Annotated in this window: 16 protein-coding genes, 3 tRNA genes and 1 pseudogene; 10 read left to right on the top strand and 10 right to left on the bottom strand. The window is 58.0% G+C overall.

All coding sequences use genetic code 11. From position 1 onward, the window contains the following. The 5 genes and pseudogenes from NCN04_RS01060 to NCN04_RS01080 form a co-directional block, all read right to left on the bottom strand. Positions 1-726: indole-3-glycerol phosphate synthase TrpC (locus tag NCN04_RS01060; protein WP_250394902.1), on the bottom strand; the 726-nt coding region annotated here is incomplete at its 3' end. Between the two features lie 3 nt (positions 727-729). Further along, on the bottom strand, positions 730-2,172 hold the full coding sequence (gene lpdA, locus NCN04_RS01065) for a dihydrolipoyl dehydrogenase (protein ID WP_048345991.1): 1,443 nt from the start codon (positions 2,170-2,172) through the stop codon (positions 730-732). Next, positions 2,169-3,041: a TrmH family RNA methyltransferase gene (locus tag NCN04_RS01070; RefSeq protein ID WP_245407236.1), complete on the bottom strand. Its 873-nt coding sequence runs from the start codon at positions 3,039-3,041 to the stop codon at positions 2,169-2,171. The genes lpdA and NCN04_RS01070 overlap by 4 nt, the downstream gene beginning before the upstream one ends. Positions 3,042-3,045: 4 nt before the next feature. Further along, positions 3,046-3,297 (bottom strand): annotated as a pseudogene (locus NCN04_RS01075) (DUF8653 family protein); the annotation flags it as partial. Between the two features lie 31 nt (positions 3,298-3,328). Continuing rightward, a tRNA-Leu gene (locus tag NCN04_RS01080) sits at positions 3,329-3,410 on the bottom strand. A 150-nt stretch (positions 3,411-3,560) separates the two neighbouring features. Here NCN04_RS01080 and murA point away from each other — a divergent pair. The 5 genes from murA to NCN04_RS01105 all read left to right on the top strand — a co-directional run bounded on the left by murA (position 3,561) and on the right by NCN04_RS01105 (position 8,312). Continuing rightward, positions 3,561-4,859 (top strand): UDP-N-acetylglucosamine 1-carboxyvinyltransferase, encoded by a 1,299-nt coding sequence (murA, locus tag NCN04_RS01085; protein WP_250394909.1) that lies wholly within the window; start codon positions 3,561-3,563, stop codon positions 4,857-4,859. A gap of 84 nt (positions 4,860-4,943) precedes the next feature. Beyond that, positions 4,944-5,025 (top strand) — tRNA-Leu (locus NCN04_RS01090). A gap of 165 nt (positions 5,026-5,190) precedes the next feature. Next, entirely contained in the window at positions 5,191-6,432 is a 1,242-nt protein-coding gene (locus tag NCN04_RS01095; RefSeq protein WP_048345989.1) for an aspartate aminotransferase family protein, read from the top strand. 65 nt (positions 6,433-6,497) lie between these two features. Further along, entirely contained in the window at positions 6,498-7,673 is a 1,176-nt protein-coding gene (locus NCN04_RS01100) for a bifunctional folylpolyglutamate synthase/dihydrofolate synthase (protein ID WP_284498497.1), read from the top strand. 105 nt (positions 7,674-7,778) lie between these two features. Further along, the gene (locus NCN04_RS01105) at positions 7,779-8,312 is read left to right on the top strand and encodes a pentapeptide repeat-containing protein (RefSeq protein WP_048348021.1); all 534 of its coding nucleotides are present in this window, start codon (positions 7,779-7,781) and stop codon (positions 8,310-8,312) included. Here the strand turns inward: NCN04_RS01105 and NCN04_RS01110 are convergent, their stop codons facing one another. The 3 genes from NCN04_RS01110 to NCN04_RS01120 all read right to left on the bottom strand — a co-directional run bounded on the left by NCN04_RS01110 (position 8,313) and on the right by NCN04_RS01120 (position 11,358). Beyond that, positions 8,313-9,644 (bottom strand): FAD-binding oxidoreductase, encoded by a 1,332-nt coding sequence (locus NCN04_RS01110; RefSeq protein WP_048345987.1) that lies wholly within the window; start codon positions 9,642-9,644, stop codon positions 8,313-8,315. A 68-nt stretch (positions 9,645-9,712) separates the two neighbouring features. Then, on the bottom strand, positions 9,713-10,975 hold the full coding sequence (locus tag NCN04_RS01115; RefSeq protein ID WP_250394904.1) for an amidohydrolase family protein: 1,263 nt from the start codon (positions 10,973-10,975) through the stop codon (positions 9,713-9,715). Further along, a complete protein-coding gene (locus tag NCN04_RS01120; RefSeq protein ID WP_250394905.1) occupies positions 10,972-11,358 on the bottom strand; it encodes a DUF4359 domain-containing protein in 387 nt (128 codons plus the stop codon). Before NCN04_RS01120 ends, NCN04_RS01115 begins: the two co-directional genes overlap by 4 nt. An 83-nt stretch (positions 11,359-11,441) precedes the next feature. Between NCN04_RS01120 and NCN04_RS01125 the strand changes: the two genes are divergently transcribed. Next, positions 11,442-11,514 (top strand) — tRNA-His (locus tag NCN04_RS01125). A 1-nt stretch (position 11,515) separates the two neighbouring features. Here NCN04_RS01125 and NCN04_RS01130 read toward each other — a convergent pair. Then, entirely contained in the window at positions 11,516-12,562 is a 1,047-nt protein-coding gene (locus NCN04_RS01130; RefSeq protein WP_048345984.1) for an N-acetyltransferase DgcN family protein, read from the bottom strand. Positions 12,563-12,707: 145 nt separating this feature from the next. After that, entirely contained in the window at positions 12,708-13,781 is a 1,074-nt protein-coding gene (locus NCN04_RS01135; protein ID WP_250394906.1) for an enolase C-terminal domain-like protein, read from the bottom strand. 187 nt (positions 13,782-13,968) lie between these two features. On the opposite strand from NCN04_RS01135, the gene miaB reads away from it, so the two are divergent. From miaB to NCN04_RS01155, 4 genes are all read left to right on the top strand, one after another. Next, positions 13,969-15,300 carry a tRNA (N6-isopentenyl adenosine(37)-C2)-methylthiotransferase MiaB gene (gene miaB, locus NCN04_RS01140; protein WP_350223219.1) on the top strand — a complete coding sequence of 444 codons (1,332 nt, stop codon included), beginning with the start codon at positions 13,969-13,971 and terminating at the stop codon, positions 15,298-15,300. 38 nt (positions 15,301-15,338) lie between these two features. Continuing rightward, complete coding sequence (locus NCN04_RS01145) at positions 15,339-16,400, top strand: D-alanine--D-alanine ligase family protein (RefSeq protein WP_250394907.1); 1,062 nt, start codon at positions 15,339-15,341, stop codon at positions 16,398-16,400. A 19-nt stretch (positions 16,401-16,419) separates the two neighbouring features. After that, positions 16,420-16,830: a hypothetical protein gene (locus NCN04_RS01150; protein ID WP_048345982.1), complete on the top strand. Its 411-nt coding sequence runs from the start codon at positions 16,420-16,422 to the stop codon at positions 16,828-16,830. Between the two features lie 71 nt (positions 16,831-16,901). After that, on the top strand, positions 16,902-17,621 hold a 720-nt coding region (locus NCN04_RS01155; protein ID WP_250394908.1), incomplete at its 3' end, for a cell division protein FtsQ/DivIB.

A 17,621-nucleotide genomic window follows, 5' to 3' on the forward strand; every position in this document is an offset into this window, starting at 1 on the left:
CAGCTGTTCAGCGAATTGGGCCGTGAGCGTTTCAGTCGTTGCCAAATCCGTTTCAAAACTGGTGAGATCCCGATTGTTGATTCCGATCAAAGGGAATCCACCCAGGGCCAACACCCGCTTCAGCTCTGCCGCGTCATGCACCTCGACCAAAACCGTAAGACCAAGTGCTGCAGCGACCTTGGCGAAATAGGCAAGGTCTTGATCGGTGAGGATCGCCGCAATCAAAAGCGCGGCATCGGCTCCAGCTGCTCGCGCCTGATAGAGCTGATAGGGGCTAAGGATGAAGTCCTTACAAAGCAGTGGAAGATCCACGGCTTTGCGCACCTCAATCAACACATTGAAACCGCCCTGAAAAAAGGTTTTATCGGTGAGCACCGAAAGACAGCTTGCCCCACCTGACGCATAAGCCTTGGCAATCGCGACTGGATCGAAATCCTCTCGAATCACACCTTTGCTGGGACTCGCTTTTTTCACCTCAGCAATCACGGCAGGCCTGACTGCAGCAGCGCTTAACGCAGCCAGAAAATCACGGGCTGGGGGCAAATCGGCCACCTTGCGGCGCAACTGCTCCAATGGCATGCGCTCACGGGCAACCGCGATCTCGCGATCTTTCTCCCAAACGATTTTTTCCAAAATATTGCGAGGTTCGCCGTCCTGATCAGGGACCGCGTACTCCAAGTGCGCAACTTGCACCTTGGGATTAGGTGGACGACGGCGGATCTCCATCACTCAGGACCCCACCGCTGAAGCCGCCTGCTTGTAGGCCACTTCCACCACTTCACTCAGCGTTGGATGTGTGTGCACCTCATTGGCGAGTTGGATCACGCTTTGACGACGGGACACTGCATTCGCAATCTCCTGGATCAGATCAGCCGCATGTAAACCGTAGATATGCGCCCCCAGAACCTCCCCGCTGGTTTTGTTGAACAACAACTTCATCAGGCCATCACTTTCCAATTCAGCAAGCGCTTTGGAATTGGCTTTGAAATAGCTCCGTACTGTTCCCAGCTCAAAGCCCTCTTCTCCAGCGAGCTCCTTGGCATCGGCTTCCGATAAGCCGACTGAACTAATCTCAGGATGCGTGAAAGTGGCGGCAGGAATGCTGCGGTAATCGATTTGCCTGGGGTGACCAAGAATGTTGTCCACAGCCACTGAACCCTGAGCTGCGGCCGTGTGGGCGAGCATCAACTTGCCGGTGACGTCACCGACGGCCCAGAGATTGGCCAGTGGAGCACCATTCACCAACACGCGCATGCTGTCGTCTACGGGAATAAACCCACGATTGGTCTCCACTCCCACAGACTCGAGATTGAGATGTTTGCTGCTGGGCACACGGCCTGTCGCTACGAGCACCGCATCCACTTCCAACGTTTCAACTGGCTCTCTAGTTTTCATATCAACCAGCTCAATTTGCACCGGTGATCCGGGTTGAATCGATTTGGCCAAAACCCCAGAGCGCGCATCGATATCGCGGCCATCGATCAATTTGCGGGCTGCGATCTTGGCGATATCAGGATCAAAGGTTGGCATGACCCGATCCAAGGCCTCAATCATCGTGACTTCACAGCCCAAAGCCGTGTAGACATCCGCAAATTCCAGTCCGATATAGCCACTGCCAATAATCGCAATCCAACGGGGCAGCCATTCCAGATTGACCGCCTCATCACTGGTGAACACACTGCGCCCATCCGTTTCGATGCCCGGGGGGACAAAGGGATCAGAGCCAGTGGCCAAGATCACATCCCGTGCCGTTAAGACCCGGTCCACGCCGCTGATCTCCCGCACCCCAACCCGTTGAGGCCCCTCAAGCCGACCTTGACCGCGAAGGATGGTGACCCCTGCCCGCTCCAATGTTTTGGTGAGATTGGATCGAATCGCGGCCACCAGTTGATTGGCGTGATCAGCAATCTTCTTGCGCTCAAAACGCACAGGAGCAGCATGAATTCCAAACCCTGCAAGATGCTCAGCATCAGCCAGCTCACGCACGCGACCACTGGCAGCCAACAGTGCTTTTGAGGGGACACAGCCACGGTTAACGCAGGTGCCTCCCATGTCGCGGGATTCAAGGACGGCCACCTTGAGGCCATGTTCGGCTGCATGTTTCGCTGCATCAAAGCCGCCATATCCGGCGCCAATGACGATCACATCGAAGTCGAAATTGGCGTCGCTCACCCGATCGTCTGCATTGAAGACGTCATTCTCGCCCGTCGCCTCTCCAAAAGCAGAGGGACCGCCGCCGCCGCCACATTGAGCGATTCCACAGCAGAGCTATGGGGCAGGGTCACGCCAGCGGAGCAACAGGCCTGCAACAACGGGTCCAGACCTGCACCTTCGTTTCCGAGCAGCAGCACCGTGGGCAGGGTCCAGTCCAATTCCCAGTAGGGCTGAACGCGTAAGTTTGCGGCCGCATCTGGCACCAAAGTGGCCACAATTTGAAGTCCGTCCTCGCGCGCTTGGTTCAGTCGTTTCGCGAGTTGAACCACCCCTTCCATTGGATCAGGGCCAAAGCGCGCAACGGGCAGGCTCAAGATCGCACCAGCCGACGAGCGAACCACCTTCGGCGCCAACGGATCAGCACCGGACGCGCACCAAACCTGCTGGATGTCTGCGGCCCGCGCAGTGCGCAGCAGGGTTCCGAGATTGCCTGGATCCTGAATGCGATCAAGCGCCAGAACAAAGTCGGGGGCCTCAACCGCTGAAGGCAAGCAAGAGAAGGGCAGCAAACAGGCAACACCATCGGGCTGAACCGTGGTTAAGCCGGCTTGCAACGCTTCGGAACTGATCCTCTGCACCCGCACAGATCCCGGCAAAGCGCGAATCAAGCCAGCGTGCGTCTGCAACCAAGCGGGAGTTGCCACAACATCAAGTGCCACAGAATCTGGCCAAGAACAACTCTGGAGTTCTTGAACTTGGTGGGTTCCTTCCAACAGAACGAGGCCGTGCTCGTCTCTCCCTGCACGGGCGGACAACGAACGAAGCCTTCGCACAAGTGGGTTGCGGCGACTTGTGATCAGCTCATCTGACTGATCTTCCAATGACACGTAATCAGAAGCTCGTGTGCTTACGAACTTTCATGCCGTCGTGAAGATTGAGATTCTGACCGTTGAGGTCGATGCCTTGAACCGCAGCAATTTCACCTTTGATGCCTTCAGCGGCCAGATTCTCAACCAACTTTTTAATGACTTGATCTTCCACGGTGGATTGATCAATGGAGTCCGGTGTCAAAAATTCGAGGAACTTGCCAACTTTGGAAGCCACTACCTCCGATGAGTTGGAGATCTTGAGCACAATCATGGAGGCGTTGGGAGTCCTGACCCAATCACGTTAATGCGGTTAGGGAGACTTGAACTCCCACGTCCGAAGACACATGTACCTGAAACATGCGCGTCTACCAATTCCGCCACAACCGCTGGCGTCACAAACGTGACCTGACGACCATACGACATCAGCTTTGGAGTGTCAGACACGATCTGGACCCAACAGAACCAGTTTGAGCGCCGGCCGTCTAGACGGTCTCATCCTTGATGGTCAAGATGGTCGTGAATTTAGTGATCACGGGCATGAAGGCAGCGGCTCTTGCGTCTCAAGACATTCTCAAGCCGCACCTCGTGATTGATGGTGGAGAAAAATTGACCGGAGAGCTTCGCGTCAGCGGAGCAAAAAATTCAGCCCTCGTGCTGATGACGGCGTCTCTCCTGACCGAAGCCCCCCTGACCCTTCGCAACGTTCCCCCATTAACAGACATCGGCGGGATGACAGAAATCCTGTCTTCACTGGGCGTGAAGGTTCAACGCAGCGGCGAGACGGTGCACCTCCACGCCAATCAGATGACAGGAGCAGAGCCGCCTTATGAATTGGTGAATGGCTTGCGCGCTAGCTTTTTTGCCATTGGCCCCCTTCTCGCCCGCATGGGATACGCGCGGGTGCCCCTTCCAGGTGGATGCCGCATTGGTGCTCGTCCGGTGGTGGAACACATCCGTGGATTGAAGGCCCTCGGAGCCGTTGTGAACGTGGAGCACGGGATCATTGCCGCCTCAATCCCAGGCAGGGAGCAACGTCTTAAAGGTGCAGAGATCGTTTTGGATTGCCCCAGTGTGGGCGCCACGGAAACCATTTTGATGGCTGCCGCCTTGGCTCAAGGCACGAGCGTGATTTCGAATGCAGCCCAGGAGCCAGAGGTTCAGGATCTCGCCAACTTGTTGATTGCGATGGGCGCCAAAATCAGCGGGGCTGGTGGACCCACCATCACCGTGGAAGGTGTAGATCAACTCCAAGGTTGCGATTACACGGTGATTCCCGACCGTATTGAGGCCGGTACCTTCCTGCTTGCAGCGGCCATCACCCGATCCAAGCTCAGAGTGGCACCCGTGATTCCTGATCATCTCAGTGCAGTGCTGCAGAAATTGCGCGACTGCGGCTGCAAACTTGAGATCGACGACGAAGGGATCACGATCACTCCAGGTGAGATCCAGGGCATCGACATCACCACCCAACCGTTCCCTGGTTTTCCCACCGATCTGCAAGCACCCTTCATGGCCTTACTGGCCACGGCACAGGGAACCAGTGTGATCACCGAAAAGATCTACGAAAATCGGATGCAGCACGTCGCAGAGCTGCAGCGCATGGGTGCCTCCATCAGGGTTCAAGGCAACACTGCGGTCGTAGAAGGCGTGTCCGCACTCAGCGGGGCACCAGTGAATGGAACCGATCTCAGGGCCTCAGCGGCCATGGTGTTGGCGGCACTGGTGGCGAAGGGGAAATCGCAAGTGAGTGGCCTCGACCACCTCGACCGTGGGTACGCCGATATTGAAGCGAAGCTCGGTCGTACTGGAGCCAAATTGACCAGGCGTACATCCTGAGGAAGCCTCAGTCGCAAAACGTGTAGGGTAATTTGAGAGTCCTCAATTCATTGAGGGACCTAGAGCGTCTGGAGACGCGAACTAGCAGGTGTGGCGGAATTGGTAGACGCACCGCACTCAAAATGCGGCGGGGAAACCCTTGTCGGTTCAAGTCCGACCACCTGTATGAGCTAACCGCGATGATCCGACCCATTGCATGGGCCCGTCGTTCATCCATCAGAGAGAAGCAAGTCAAAAGAACTGTCATGGCCACCTCAATACGTGGCCAACTCGATCAAGGTTGGTCAGCTTCAATAGGTGAACGAAGGCCACTGGTCAACAGTCGGGCGAAATGGCAGAAGCATCCCAAAAAACCACTGGCATGACTGAGTCGCCATCCACTGCTGTGATGGGGACCTACAACCGTTATCCGCTCACTCTGGTGAGTGGGAACGGTTGCTGGGTCCGCGACCGCAAAGGTCATCGCTACCTCGATGCCGTGGCTGGAATTGCCACCTGCACCCTCGGCCATAGCAACCGCGCGATGCGGCGTGCGCTTAAGGATCAGCTCAGCCGCCTGCAGCACGTCTCCAATCTGTATGAGATTCCTGAACAGGAAGAGCTAGCCCGTTGGCTCGTGGATCACAGCTGCGCCGACAGTGTTTTCTTCTGCAATTCTGGTGCAGAAGCCAATGAAGCGGCCATCAAATTGGCCCGCAAACATGGCCATCAACGACGGGGAATCGAACGACCCGTGATCTTGACGGCGGCCGCAAGCTTCCATGGCCGCACGCTGGCAGCGGTGAGCGCCACCGGACAACCTCGTTATCACGTGGGATTTGAGCCGATTGTGGAGGGGTTTGAGACCTTCACCTACAACGACATCCAGAGCTTTGAACAGCTCTTAAACCGCCTGGAGTGCCATGGGCCTCGAGTTTGCGCTGTGCTGATCGAACCGCTCCAGGGCGAAGGCGGTGTGAATCCAGGAGATCCCGATGTGTTCCGTGCCATTCGTCGCCACTGCGATGAACGCAACATCCTGTTGATCTTTGACGAGGTTCAAGTGGGTATGGGTCGCAGCGGCCGGCTCTGGGGCTACGAGCAACTGGAGGTCCAACCTGATGCGATCACCTTGGCGAAAGGTCTCGGTGGCGGCCATGCGGTCGGTGCCCTGCTGACAACCCACCACGCCGATCTGTTTGCACCCGGAGATCACGCCAGCACGTTCGGCGGCAACCCATTTGCTTGTCGCGCTGGGCTGACCGTCGCCCGCGAATTGGAACGGAGACAGCTGCTCCGCAACGTTTCAGAACGGGGGGAGCAATTAAAAGCTGGACTCAACCAGCTCATAGATCGCTTCCCTCAACAACTCCAGGAAGCCCGAGGATGGGGCTTACTGCAGGGTTTAGTGCTTCGAGAGGACTGCGATCTCAATGCTGCTGACGTTGTCAAAGCAGCTTTAGCTCAAAAACTTTTACTCGTTCCTGCCGGGGCCAAAGTGGTGCGGATGGTTCCTCCCTTAATCATCGATCGCCGAGAGGTGAAAGAGCTGCTCTCCCGCCTTGAACGGACGCTGGAACTGCTGAACAAGTGACCCGGTCCAAGGTTGACCCCGTTGATGAGTTGGCGGACCTGATCTCTCCCTTTGAGCAGCGGGGGATGGATCTATCCCTTGAGCGCATGCAGAGCGCGCTTGCTGATCTAGCCAGCCCCTGCGCTGATGTTCCCGCCGTTCAGGTGGTGGGCACCAATGGCAAAGGCTCGATCGCCTGCATGATTCACAGCGGCCTAACCGCAGCAGGTCTTCGCTCTGGACTGACCACCTCTCCCCATCTCACAACTTGGTGTGAACGGATTTGCGTGAACCAGCAGCAGATCGAGCTCGCCCAACTACGCCAACGCTTAAAACAACTCCAACCACTGGCGCAGCGCCACAACCTGACGCCGTTCGAACAGCTGATCAGCGCCGCCCTGGTCCATTTCGATGCCAACGCCCTGGATTGGCTTGTCCTCGAAGCAGGCCTTGGAGGACGGCTGGATGCCACAACGGCCCATCCCTATCGACCTCTCATCGCCATTGGCTCGATCGGCATGGATCACTGCGAGCATCTCGGCCACTCCTTAACCGCCATCAGCAGCGAAAAAGCTGCGGTGATCAGCCCTGGAGCGCATGTGATCAGCGCCCCTCAACACGAGGATGTGACCAAGGTCTTGGAGGCCCGCAGCCAAGAGATGGGTGCAACGCTGGAGTGGGTGTCACCCCTCACAGACGAGTGGGAGCTAGGGCTATCTGGACGCCTGCAACGGCGAAACGGAGCCGTAGCCTGTGCTGCGCTGCGACGCATGAAGGCACTTGGCAGCTCGATAACAGAGGGGCAAATCCGACAAGGCCTGGCTCAAGCCCGTTGGCCTGGAAGGCTTCAAACGCTGCACTGGAACCACCAATCTGTACGTGTGGATGGAGCCCACAACCCCGATGCAGCTCAGCAGCTCGCGCTTGAGCGTCGATGCTGGAACCAGCCAGGGCATCACCAGGTCTGGATTCTTGGCATTCAGGCCCATAAACAAGCCCCGGAGATGCTCAGAATTTTGTTGAAACCAAACGATGAAGCCTGGATCGTGCCGGTGCCAGGGCATCTCAGCTGGACAGCTGACGCATTGAGCAAGATCTGCCCAACGCATGCGCATCAACTGAGGAGCGCCTCAAGCGTGGAGAACGTTCTCATCAGGCTGTCCAAGAATGACGCAGACAGATCAAGGCCAACGCCTGTGATTGCAGGCTCCTTGTATTTGATTGGATCGTTGTTGAGAGAGGGAGTGTTGCAAGAGCACTAGGGATAAACATTTCCTCAAACCCCTCATCGGCACATGGTTCAGCTGCGTTCCACTCAGCGTGCAGGAACAAACGGCAGAGTGAGGTCAGCTTTCGATGCATCCGTCATGCGCAACCAGACTCTGCGCTCCCTGTTCGCTCTTGCTCTGCTGGCGCTCATGACAGCTCTGCCATTCCCGGTGATCGCACTCGATACCTCCACTGGTGTGGGGCTTCAAGATCGAGCTTTATTCCAAGAGCGGGTGGATTACACCCTGACCAACCAGAGCGGCGGTGACTTCCACGGGCAGGACCTCGTCAACACATCCTTCGCCGGTGCGACAGGAAGGAAGGCTGATTTCAGCGACGCCAACCTGCAAGGAACGATCTTCACCCAAGCGGAATTCCCAGAAGCCAATTTCCATGGCGCCAACCTCAGTGATGCGCTCATGGATCGTGCCGATTTCTCCAAAACAGATCTTCGCGATGCCTTGCTTCTTGGCGTGATCGCTTCCGGAAGCAGCTTTGCCGGTGCAGACATCGAGGGCGCTGATTTCACGGATGCTTTATTGGATCGGGAGGATCAACGTCGGCTCTGTCAGGACGCTGATGGCGTCAATTCCAGCAGCGGTGTCTCCACCCGCGACAGCCTGGACTGCTGATCACGCTGGAAATCCGCCAAGCTTTCCAGGGTTGAGCAAGCCATCAGGATCGTGGCGATGCTTCGCTGCCACCTGATCGCCATCAATCACACCCAGGCCGCCTCCCTCAACAGTGAGGACATGGGGGTTAAACACAAATGCCCCCTGAGCACGACAGTCGTCGATTAAGTCCTGGAGAGCCTTCGCCCCTCTCCAATAGACCACTGGCAGAGCCGCCAATCGAAAGGTCCCCTGCTGACGAACGGCCTCGAGATGCCACACGAAATCATCGCCCCAGCGCTGCTGGAGCGCATCCAGGCAGGCCTGTTCAGGTTGGGGCAGAAGCATCTGCAGATAGGTCCAGTTGGGATCGTGGTTGCGCAGATGCAGGGTTGTGTGATTCCAGCTCAACTCCCTCAAACCATTGCCCTGACGGTTGTCCTCTGGCCCGAGCACCTGCACCTGCGCCTGCAAAGAACTCGCCAGACGTTCAATCGTGCTTACCCCATCGGGAGCCACCAACAACAGCAACCGGTGCTGTCCCCGTGAGGCCCCACTCCAAGACGGAAGGCGCTCCACGATGGCCGACTGCAGAACGGTGCAGAGGTTCAACTCAACCGCAGCTTGACCACATCGCTGGGCCAACTCCACCGCCCTCGCCCAGTCGGGACAATCCACCACCACCTCCTGCCACGCCACCCGCGCCGCCGAGGAGAGCTTGAGCGCCGTGATGATGCCATTGGTGCCATAGGCATGATTTAAGGCTTCCGCCTCTCCGGCCTCTAGTTGCAACAGCCGAGGTGAAGACTCCATCGTCACCACCTCCAGGCCAAGGAGGTGGCCGGGATCTCGCAAAAATCCCCAACGCACCGAACCGATCCCCCCAGATCCCCCGCTGATAAAGCCACCGATCGTGGCACTGCGCCAAGTACTTGGAAACAGCCTTAATTGCCGGCCATGAACAGCCAAAGCGCGGTCCAGGTCACGCATCAAGCAACCGCATTCCACAGTCACCACACCAGAAACCGGATCGATGGAACGCACCTCGCGCAGGGCATCCATCAAGAGCACCACACCTCCTTTCAAGGGAACGCACTGGCCGTAATTACCCGTTCCCGCCCCGCGCAAGGTCAGCGGCACGCCATGGCGATGGCACGCCGCGGCCACCGCTTGCACCGCCTGCACTGAAGCCACGCTGACAACAAGATCAGCGCGGCATTGGCTGAGCTGTTTTCGCAGCACTGGTGAGTAGTCGTAGGCATCACGGGAATAACGATCCAAATCGGCTGGACTCGTTAGCAAGTTGAGATCGGCAATGGCTGCCAGCTCGTTGTGCAAAGCATCAGGAACCATGGCGCTTCAGGGCTGGCTGTGTGAGGGGGTGCTGTAACTGAAAAAGACTGCTGTAGCGATGGTGATCCTCAGGTTGAATCCTGCACCCACACTCCACGCACCAACAAGCGACGTTCCGGAGGTGCCGCCAAGGCTTCCGCCCAGCTTTGAACGGGAAGCTGCATCGCATCAGCGGGGGCACCCGCCCGGAGTACCCCGTCCCACTCCATCTCCATCAATCGCGCTGCCGCCGTTGTGAAGGGAGAAAGACCCAAGCGCTCCCAGGGAACCAGATGGGCCTTAGCCAGGCTTGCTGCAATCAAAGCCAAAGGGTCAAAGTTGCCAGCCGGGAACCATGGATCCTGCACGTTGTCACCCCCGACGGCCACACACACACCAGCAAGCTGCAACTGACGAATCGGAGCCAAGGGTCGCCGCAGAGGCGTCGCGAAATCTTGCCGACCTAAAAGCCAGCCATTGGTCAGGGGGAGAGCCACCACTCGAATGTTGTGAAGCGCCATCCGTTCAGCAAGCCGCTGCAACGCAGATGCTCTGAGGAGCGACAGGCTGCTGGCATGGCTGCAGGTGATCGGCACTGAAACGGGCATCCGCTTGAGAACACGCATCAACTGCAACACCCCGGCCGCAGGTTCAGAAGCGGCTTCGTCGATATGCAAATCCACCCCGCATCCATGCCGGTCGGCCAGCGCCAAAAGGTGTTTCAGCTCCTGGCGGGAGGCACGCCCTGAGCAGGGCGGGGAGATCACTCCGCCGAGCAAGCCCCCGGACTCTGCCACCTGAGCCGCCAGCTGTTCCCCTTCTGAGGTGCCCCAATACGCCACTGGAACCAGGGCAACCGGCTGAACCTTGACCCGATCTTGCCAACGGGAGGCCCCGTCCAGAATGGCGTCCCAGCTGCACTGGGCCCCAGGCCCAAGGCTGTCGATATGGGTGCGTACAGCGCGTAGACCATGGCGCCATACCAACTGCATGGCGCGCTCAAAGCGCTCTTGAACCACCTCGAGGGTTCGGGTCTGATGTTCCCTGAAGTTGGCCGCCATCGCTCCGGCATAGGTGCCACGGAGATTGGGATAGCGGCTCCAGCTAAACGCCTTATCAAGATGCGCATGCGGTTCCAGCAAACGGGGAAGCAACATCCCATCCGGTTCCGCAGCTCCCTCAACGAGAGGCTGGACTCGCACAATCCGTCCTTCACGCCAGGACACCTGCAAGGCACAAAGGCCATCAGCACGTGTGATCGGCGCTGGCGTACCCACGCGTTCATCGTCCAGCTCGACCAGTCCCCTTGGAATCCAGGCACTGAGAGTGCCATCTCCAAAACGAGGAATCATTCGATCTTGCCGGCGTCACTCTTGGCTTGAAGGATGACAAATTGGCCGGCGATTCCGAGGGTCATGACCGAATACTCAGGAAGACGCAAGGTGGGGAGTAAGTCCTGTCCACCCAGCTCAGTGGTGTAAATGCTGAACAAGCCAAGGTTGAGACGTCGGCTGAATTGACCAGCGAGCTCAGCCAACGCTGGCTCCTGATCATGAATCAAGCGCGGGCAATCTTTCACCCAAAGCTGCAACACCATCGGCAATCCACCCTCACACAACTCATCGCTGATCACGGAGACGAGTTGGCCGCCCGCGTAGCTCTTGAAGTCCTCAGGAGAGGGATTGGTGAAGGCGAGTGCCACACCAGAGGCGGCCAATGCCAAAACGGCTGCCACTGCATTGGCCGATGGCTTGCGAAAAGGACCGATGAGCGTCTCCTGAAGAAGTTTGGTGAATTGGTAGATTCTTACTCGACACGGCGGGTGTCGCCAAGTGGTTAAGGCAGCGGCTTGTGGTGCCGCCATCCGGGGGTTCGAATCCCCTCATCCGCCCTCAACGATTAAGAAAGACTTTGAGTAGGCCGTCTGCCTGATTGCGGATGGGATCGTCGCAGGGAAGGCCTAGAGCGTCTTGGCAAGAGTGGATCGATCTCTGTGCCTCCTCGGCCGATAAGGCCGCTGTGTTGAGGGCAACGGCTTGAACCTTCGGAGGAGGAGATGAGCCTCGAGGGCGTGCAATCGCTGCCAGCGATTCATAAAGACTGATGCACTCCTTCAAGGGGGGCAGCGGTACCTGCGGCAGTCGCCCGATTGTGGACTGACCCGCCCGATGCACCATCAGCAACGCCGTTGGTTGACTGCCGCGCATCAAGGGAAGCGTGGCAGTCGAGCCTGGGTGACAGAGCGAGCCTTGCCCTTCCACCACCAATAAATCCCGTTCTGACAATCCCGAGCCTGCTTCTAGAACAGCCGCTTCCACAGCACCTGCCGCAAAGTCCACACGCACCGCATCCAAAGGAATGCCCCGACCGCTGATCAAAATTCCAGCCTGACCGGTTCCAACAAACCTGCACACCCGCTTGTGCCGTGCTGCTGCCGCTTGCAGTGCCAAACAGGCACTCATCTTTCCTACAGCCATATCGGTTCCCACCGCTAGAACGCGCTGACAGGAGAGCGCAGCTGCCCGAGCCTGAGCCACCTGAATAGCGGGGGGCTCCCGGCGTAAATCCCAGATCCATTGCCCGTCCTGACAGGCCTCCTCGAAGTCGGGGTCCTCGCCCAATAGCGCGTGCAAGCCACTAGCCAGGCTCAGCCCGGCCCGTAGTGCGGCCAGGCCATCCCGTCGCACCGGGTCGGGCAAAACCCCACCGGAGGGAGCTAAGCCAACCACAGCAACAGCAGGGCGATAGGGCAATGCCGCAGCCAGATCGGGCACAATCGGCACAGGGCGATCAATCCCTGTGATCTCAGCCAGGGAGCCGTAGGCGTGCTCGGGGTCAATGACACCGGCAATCGGCCCCCGTCGATGTCGCAACAGTGCAAGACCTGTCTTCCCAGTTAGGGATGTGAGACCACCGTGCTGAAGCAGCAGCACAGGCATCTGTTCAAATCCCTCAGGACACTGGTTGTTCACTCCACTTCTGTTGCGATGACGACCCGAGCGGACCAAAACAACTCAGCCAACTCTTCTCCACGCCTCTAGCAAGACTTTCAGCGACAACACAAAAGAGTGTTGTTTGTCGCAGTCACGCGCGGGTGATCCCAAGCCCAGCAGCAGCTGGTGCTCGCATTTGATCTCCCACCAATTTGAGCCCTTGATAAGGGTCATCCACAAGATTGAGATGGCTGTCGAGATCAGGCCAGCGGATCAAGGGCAGCAGCTGGGCAGCCGCCCCATTGAGCAAGAGGCTGTCGGAGTAACAGCCAATCATCAGATCCAGATCCAAGCGCTGAGCAACCTGGGCCATCAGCCAAGCTTCACTGAGCCCTCCACTTTTCAGCAATTTGAGATTCACCCCATCCACGTGAGGGGCAAGGCGCAGCAAATCCTGCAGATCCCAACAGCTCTCGTCCGCCACAAGGGGCATGGCGCAATGGGGCTTGAGCGCCGCAAAGGCAGCCGTATCACGCTCGGGATCGAGCACTGCCGCCATCGGCTGCTCCAGCAACACCACCCCGGCCTGTTGCAGAGAGGCCTGCATCGCCTTTGCCTCATCGAGACTCCAGCCACCGTTGGCATCCACTTGAAGCTCCATCTGCTGCTGCTGCTGTTGGCCGTGCTCCTGCAAAGCCTGGGCTACCGCCTCCAACAGGGCCCGATCGTGATCGCAGCCATCAGCACTGCCGAGCTTGAGCTTGATGCGCGTTGCCGGTAACTGCCGCCACCAACGATGAAGGCGACTCACAACCTCATCGACTGACCCGAGCCCCAAGGTCACGCTGGTGGCAACAGGGCGACTGCCATCGAGACCGAACAATCGCCACACCGGCTGTCCCAGCCGTTGCCCCCACCAATCCCAAAGAGCGAGGTCCACAGCACAACGGGCCGGGGGAGACAACGGCTCTAGCAGGGGAGAAAGTCGCTGGCGATCCGCAGGGTCAAGATCGCCCAGTTTTGGCATCAACGCCTCGAGCTCCGAGGCCAAGTCATCGGTCCTGAAAGCACGATGTCCGGTATCAAACCCTCCTGTTTCGCCGCGACCGCTGCAGCCATCCAGGCGAAAGGTGAGCTCGAGATGTTCCACCTGGGCTATGGTTCCGCGGCTAATGGCGAGCGGAACCGCTTTGGTGAGATAAAAGCGCCGAAGAGACCAGACCATCGCCCTATAACGCCAATCCCCAAGCTGGCACAAGTTGACGGTGGCTCAAACTAAAAGAAGATTTCACCGTCGTCGGTCTCCAGGATCGCCACCCGCTTTGGCTCTCTCCAGTCCCGCCAGCCCCAGTCTTGCCAAGACCAACCCTGCATCCTCCACTCGGAACGAGGGGCAGCGCGGTAGCTACTGGATCACCACGTTTGGCTGCCAGATGAACAAGGCCGATTCCGAACGGATGGCAGGAATTCTCGAAAGCATGGGCTACCAGGAAGCCAACGCCGAACTGGACGCCGATCTCGTTCTCTACAACACCTGCACCATTCGCGACAACGCCGAACAGAAGGTGTACAGCTATTTGGGTCGCCAGGCCATCCGCAAGCGAACCAATCCCAATCTCACCTTGGTGGTGGCAGGTTGCGTCGCGCAACAAGAGGGAGAATCCCTACTGCGCCGAGTTCCAGAGCTGGATTTGGTCATGGGACCCCAGCACGCCAATCGCCTCGAAACCCTGCTCACACAAGTCCAAACTGGACAGCAGGTCGTCGCGACTGAAGACCATCACATCCTCGAAGACCTCACCACCGCCAGGCGCGACAGCAGCACCTGCGCTTGGGTGAATGTGATCTACGGCTGCAACGAGCGTTGCACGTATTGCGTGGTGCCCTCGGTTCGTGGCAAAGAGCAATCCCGCCTGCCTGACTCCATCGTTTTGGAGATGGAAGGATTGGCAGCGCGTGGGTTCAAAGAGATCACCTTGCTCGGTCAAAACATCGATGCCTATGGACGCGATCTACCAGGCATCACCGCCGAGGGCCGACGCCAACACACCCTCACGGATCTCCTTCACCAAGTGCATGACGTCGAGGGCATCGAACGCCTGCGTTTTGCCACGAGTCACCCGAGATATTTCACCGAGCGACTGATTGATGCCTGCGCTGACCTTCCGAAAGTGTGCGAACACTTCCATATCCCTTTCCAAAGCGGTGATAACGAGCTTTTAAAAGCGATGGCCCGCGGATACACCGTTGAGCGTTACCGGCGCATCATTGATCGCATTCGCAAGCGCATGCCCGATGCAGCCATCAGCGCTGATGTGATCGTGGCCTTCCCTGGAGAAACCGATGCGCAATACAGACGCACCCTGGCGTTGATTGAAGAGATTGGCTTTGACCAAGTGAACACAGCTGCCTATTCGCCAAGGCCCAACACCCCCGCTGCGGACTGGAACAATCAGCTCTCTGAGGAGGTCAAAGTCGCACGCCTTCAAGAGATCAATGCTCTGGTGGAATCCACAGCAAAAGAACGGAACGCTCGCTATGCCGGTCGGATTGAGCAAGTGCTTGCAGAGGGAATGAATCCCAAAGATCCAAGCCAGCTCATGGGGCGGACGCGCTCCAACAGGCTCACCTTCTTCTCTGCTGAATCCCCCAACGGCATCACGCATCGTGCGGGAGATCTAGTCGATGTTCGAATCGATCAAGTTCGCTCCTTCTCCCTTACTGGCACACCGGTGATCAACTGATACCTTTCGGGTTCGTTTTGTGAATGAACGGCCGCACTATGCCCTCTTCTCCCGTTCGCATTGGCGTGGTGTTCGGAGGAGCATCCGGTGAGCATGCCGTGTCGATTCGCTCGGCCATCACGGTGATCAAGGCCCTTCAAGAAGGGCGAAATCGAGATCATTTCGAGGTGGTTCCGCTCTACATCGATCAGTCGGGGCGTTGGTGGCCGGAGCGCATTGCCAACAGCGTGCTCGAACGAAAGCAACCGCTAACTGAGGACAACCTTCCCCAGCCCCTACCTCCCGCAGGCCTTCGCTCCCTGCCCATCGACCACGACCGGGTGGATGTTTGGTTCCCCGTGCTTCATGGCCCTAACGGAGAGGACGGAACAGTGCAAGGGTTATTCACACTGATGGGGCAGCCCTATGTGGGCTCCGGTGTGCTCGGTTCGGCAGTAGGGATGGACAAGCTGGCCATGAAAGCCGCTTTTGCCGCCGCAGGGTTACCTCAGGTTCCCTATGTGGGGCTGAATGCTGCAGATCTCGATCACCCTGAACGCCACAACAAGCTGGTCGCCAGGATCGAAGCGGAATTGGGCTATCCCTGTTTTGTCAAACCGGCCAACATGGGCTCATCGGTTGGAATCAGCAAAGCGCGTCACCGAGACCAACTGCTTGCTGGCCTGCAGGAAGCGGCACGCCATGACACCCGCCTCGTTGTCGAGCGTGGTGTTAGCGCTCGCGAGTTGGAATGTGCCGTACTCGGACGGAAACAGCTGAAGGCCTCCGTTGTAGGCGAAATCAGTTTTGAAGCCGATTGGTACGACTACGAAACCAAATACACCGATGGCTGCAGCCAAACGCTGATTCCAGCTCCACTTCCCGAGCAGGTGAGCGCTCAGATTCAGGCGATTGCCCTGCAAGCCTGCACCGCTGTTCACGCCTATGGCTTGGCACGGGTTGATGTTTTTTACGATGAAAAAAGCGGTGACATCTGGCTCAACGAGATCAACACCCTGCCTGGTTTCACCTCCCAAAGCATGTATCCCATGCTTTGGGAGGCCAGTGGTGTCGCTTTACCCGACCTAGTGGCCCAGCTGGTCCACACGGCGCGAGAATGAAGGAATATCCAGACAAGCGATGATTGAAGGTCTGCTCTGGCTTCCACTCCTCGTCGCCTTTGTGCTGCTCGTAGCACTGGGGTGGCTCGAGCGCCGTCGTCAAAATCTATTCCGAACCTGGAGCGAAGGATCTGAGTTAGCCAAACTCGATGGCTGCGGCGCGGCACTTCTCAAGGATGGTGAACTGCGCTGGTGCAGCTTCAGCGCTGGGTCATTTCAAGAGGAGGGGCACTTTGTGATCAAGGATCTGGAATTGGTCGAACTCATGGCCTTGGCATCAGGGGAGGCACCACTGGCCAGTGAATCTCAAGGTCGATGCCGTCTCCGATTGATTGGGAATGGCCGTCAGCTTGATGTGCCCTTTGCCGATGCAGATCGCGCCCGCCGTTGGATGGACCAACTGATGTCTCGTGCACGCTGTGACTTGTGAGCCCGGAAGCTTCCAGAAAGAAAGGCCTTAGGCTCGGAAAACGCAAAAGCTCAGGCCCGCTGCCTCCTGGTGTGGAGCGGCGGCGAAGGCTGCGGCAAGAGCGAAGGCAAGAGCGCTTGATCCAATTGTGGAGGCTTGTTTTTTTTCTCCTCACGGCCACTGGATTGAGCTGGTTGTTGCTGACCCTGGGTTGGAGCCTGCGATCCGCTTCACAAATTCAGATCAGCGGAAGCCAGAGGATGGACGAAACCGTGGTGGTGAAAGCTGCAGGCCTCTCCTTTCCCCAATCCCTATTGAGCCTTGAGCCTGGTGAGATCGAGGCCAAATTGATGCAGGAGCTTCCTGTGCAGGAGGTGTCCGTTCAGCGGCACCTTCTCCCTCCAGGCCTCGACATCCAACTCGTTGAACGACGCCCTGTCGCGGCTGCCACGCGGATGGGCCCCAGAGGAATCGAGCGGGGCATGGTGGACGGCGAGGCTCATTGGATGCCGATGGACATGGCCAAGCAGGGCGAGAAACCATCGAGCGCGGTGAAAGTCGAAGGCTGGATTTCCAATCGTCGCGCCGTGATTGCCCGCATTCTTCAACAACGAGACCTGCTGGGTCGACCACTCAAAACCATTCAGGTGGAACCCGCTGGTGGCGTGAGTTTGCGCATTGAAACGCTTGGACTTGTCTATCTCGGCGCCAATGATGCCCTTTTAGATGAGCAATTCATAACCATTGCGCAACTCAATCAAAGCCTCCCTCCCAACCTGCGCGGCGCGTCCAACGAAGGCCTCGATCTCAGT

The sequence above is a fragment of the Synechococcus sp. MU1655 genome (assembly GCF_023630655.1).
Taxonomy (GTDB): domain Bacteria; phylum Cyanobacteriota; class Cyanobacteriia; order PCC-6307; family Cyanobiaceae; genus Synechococcus_C.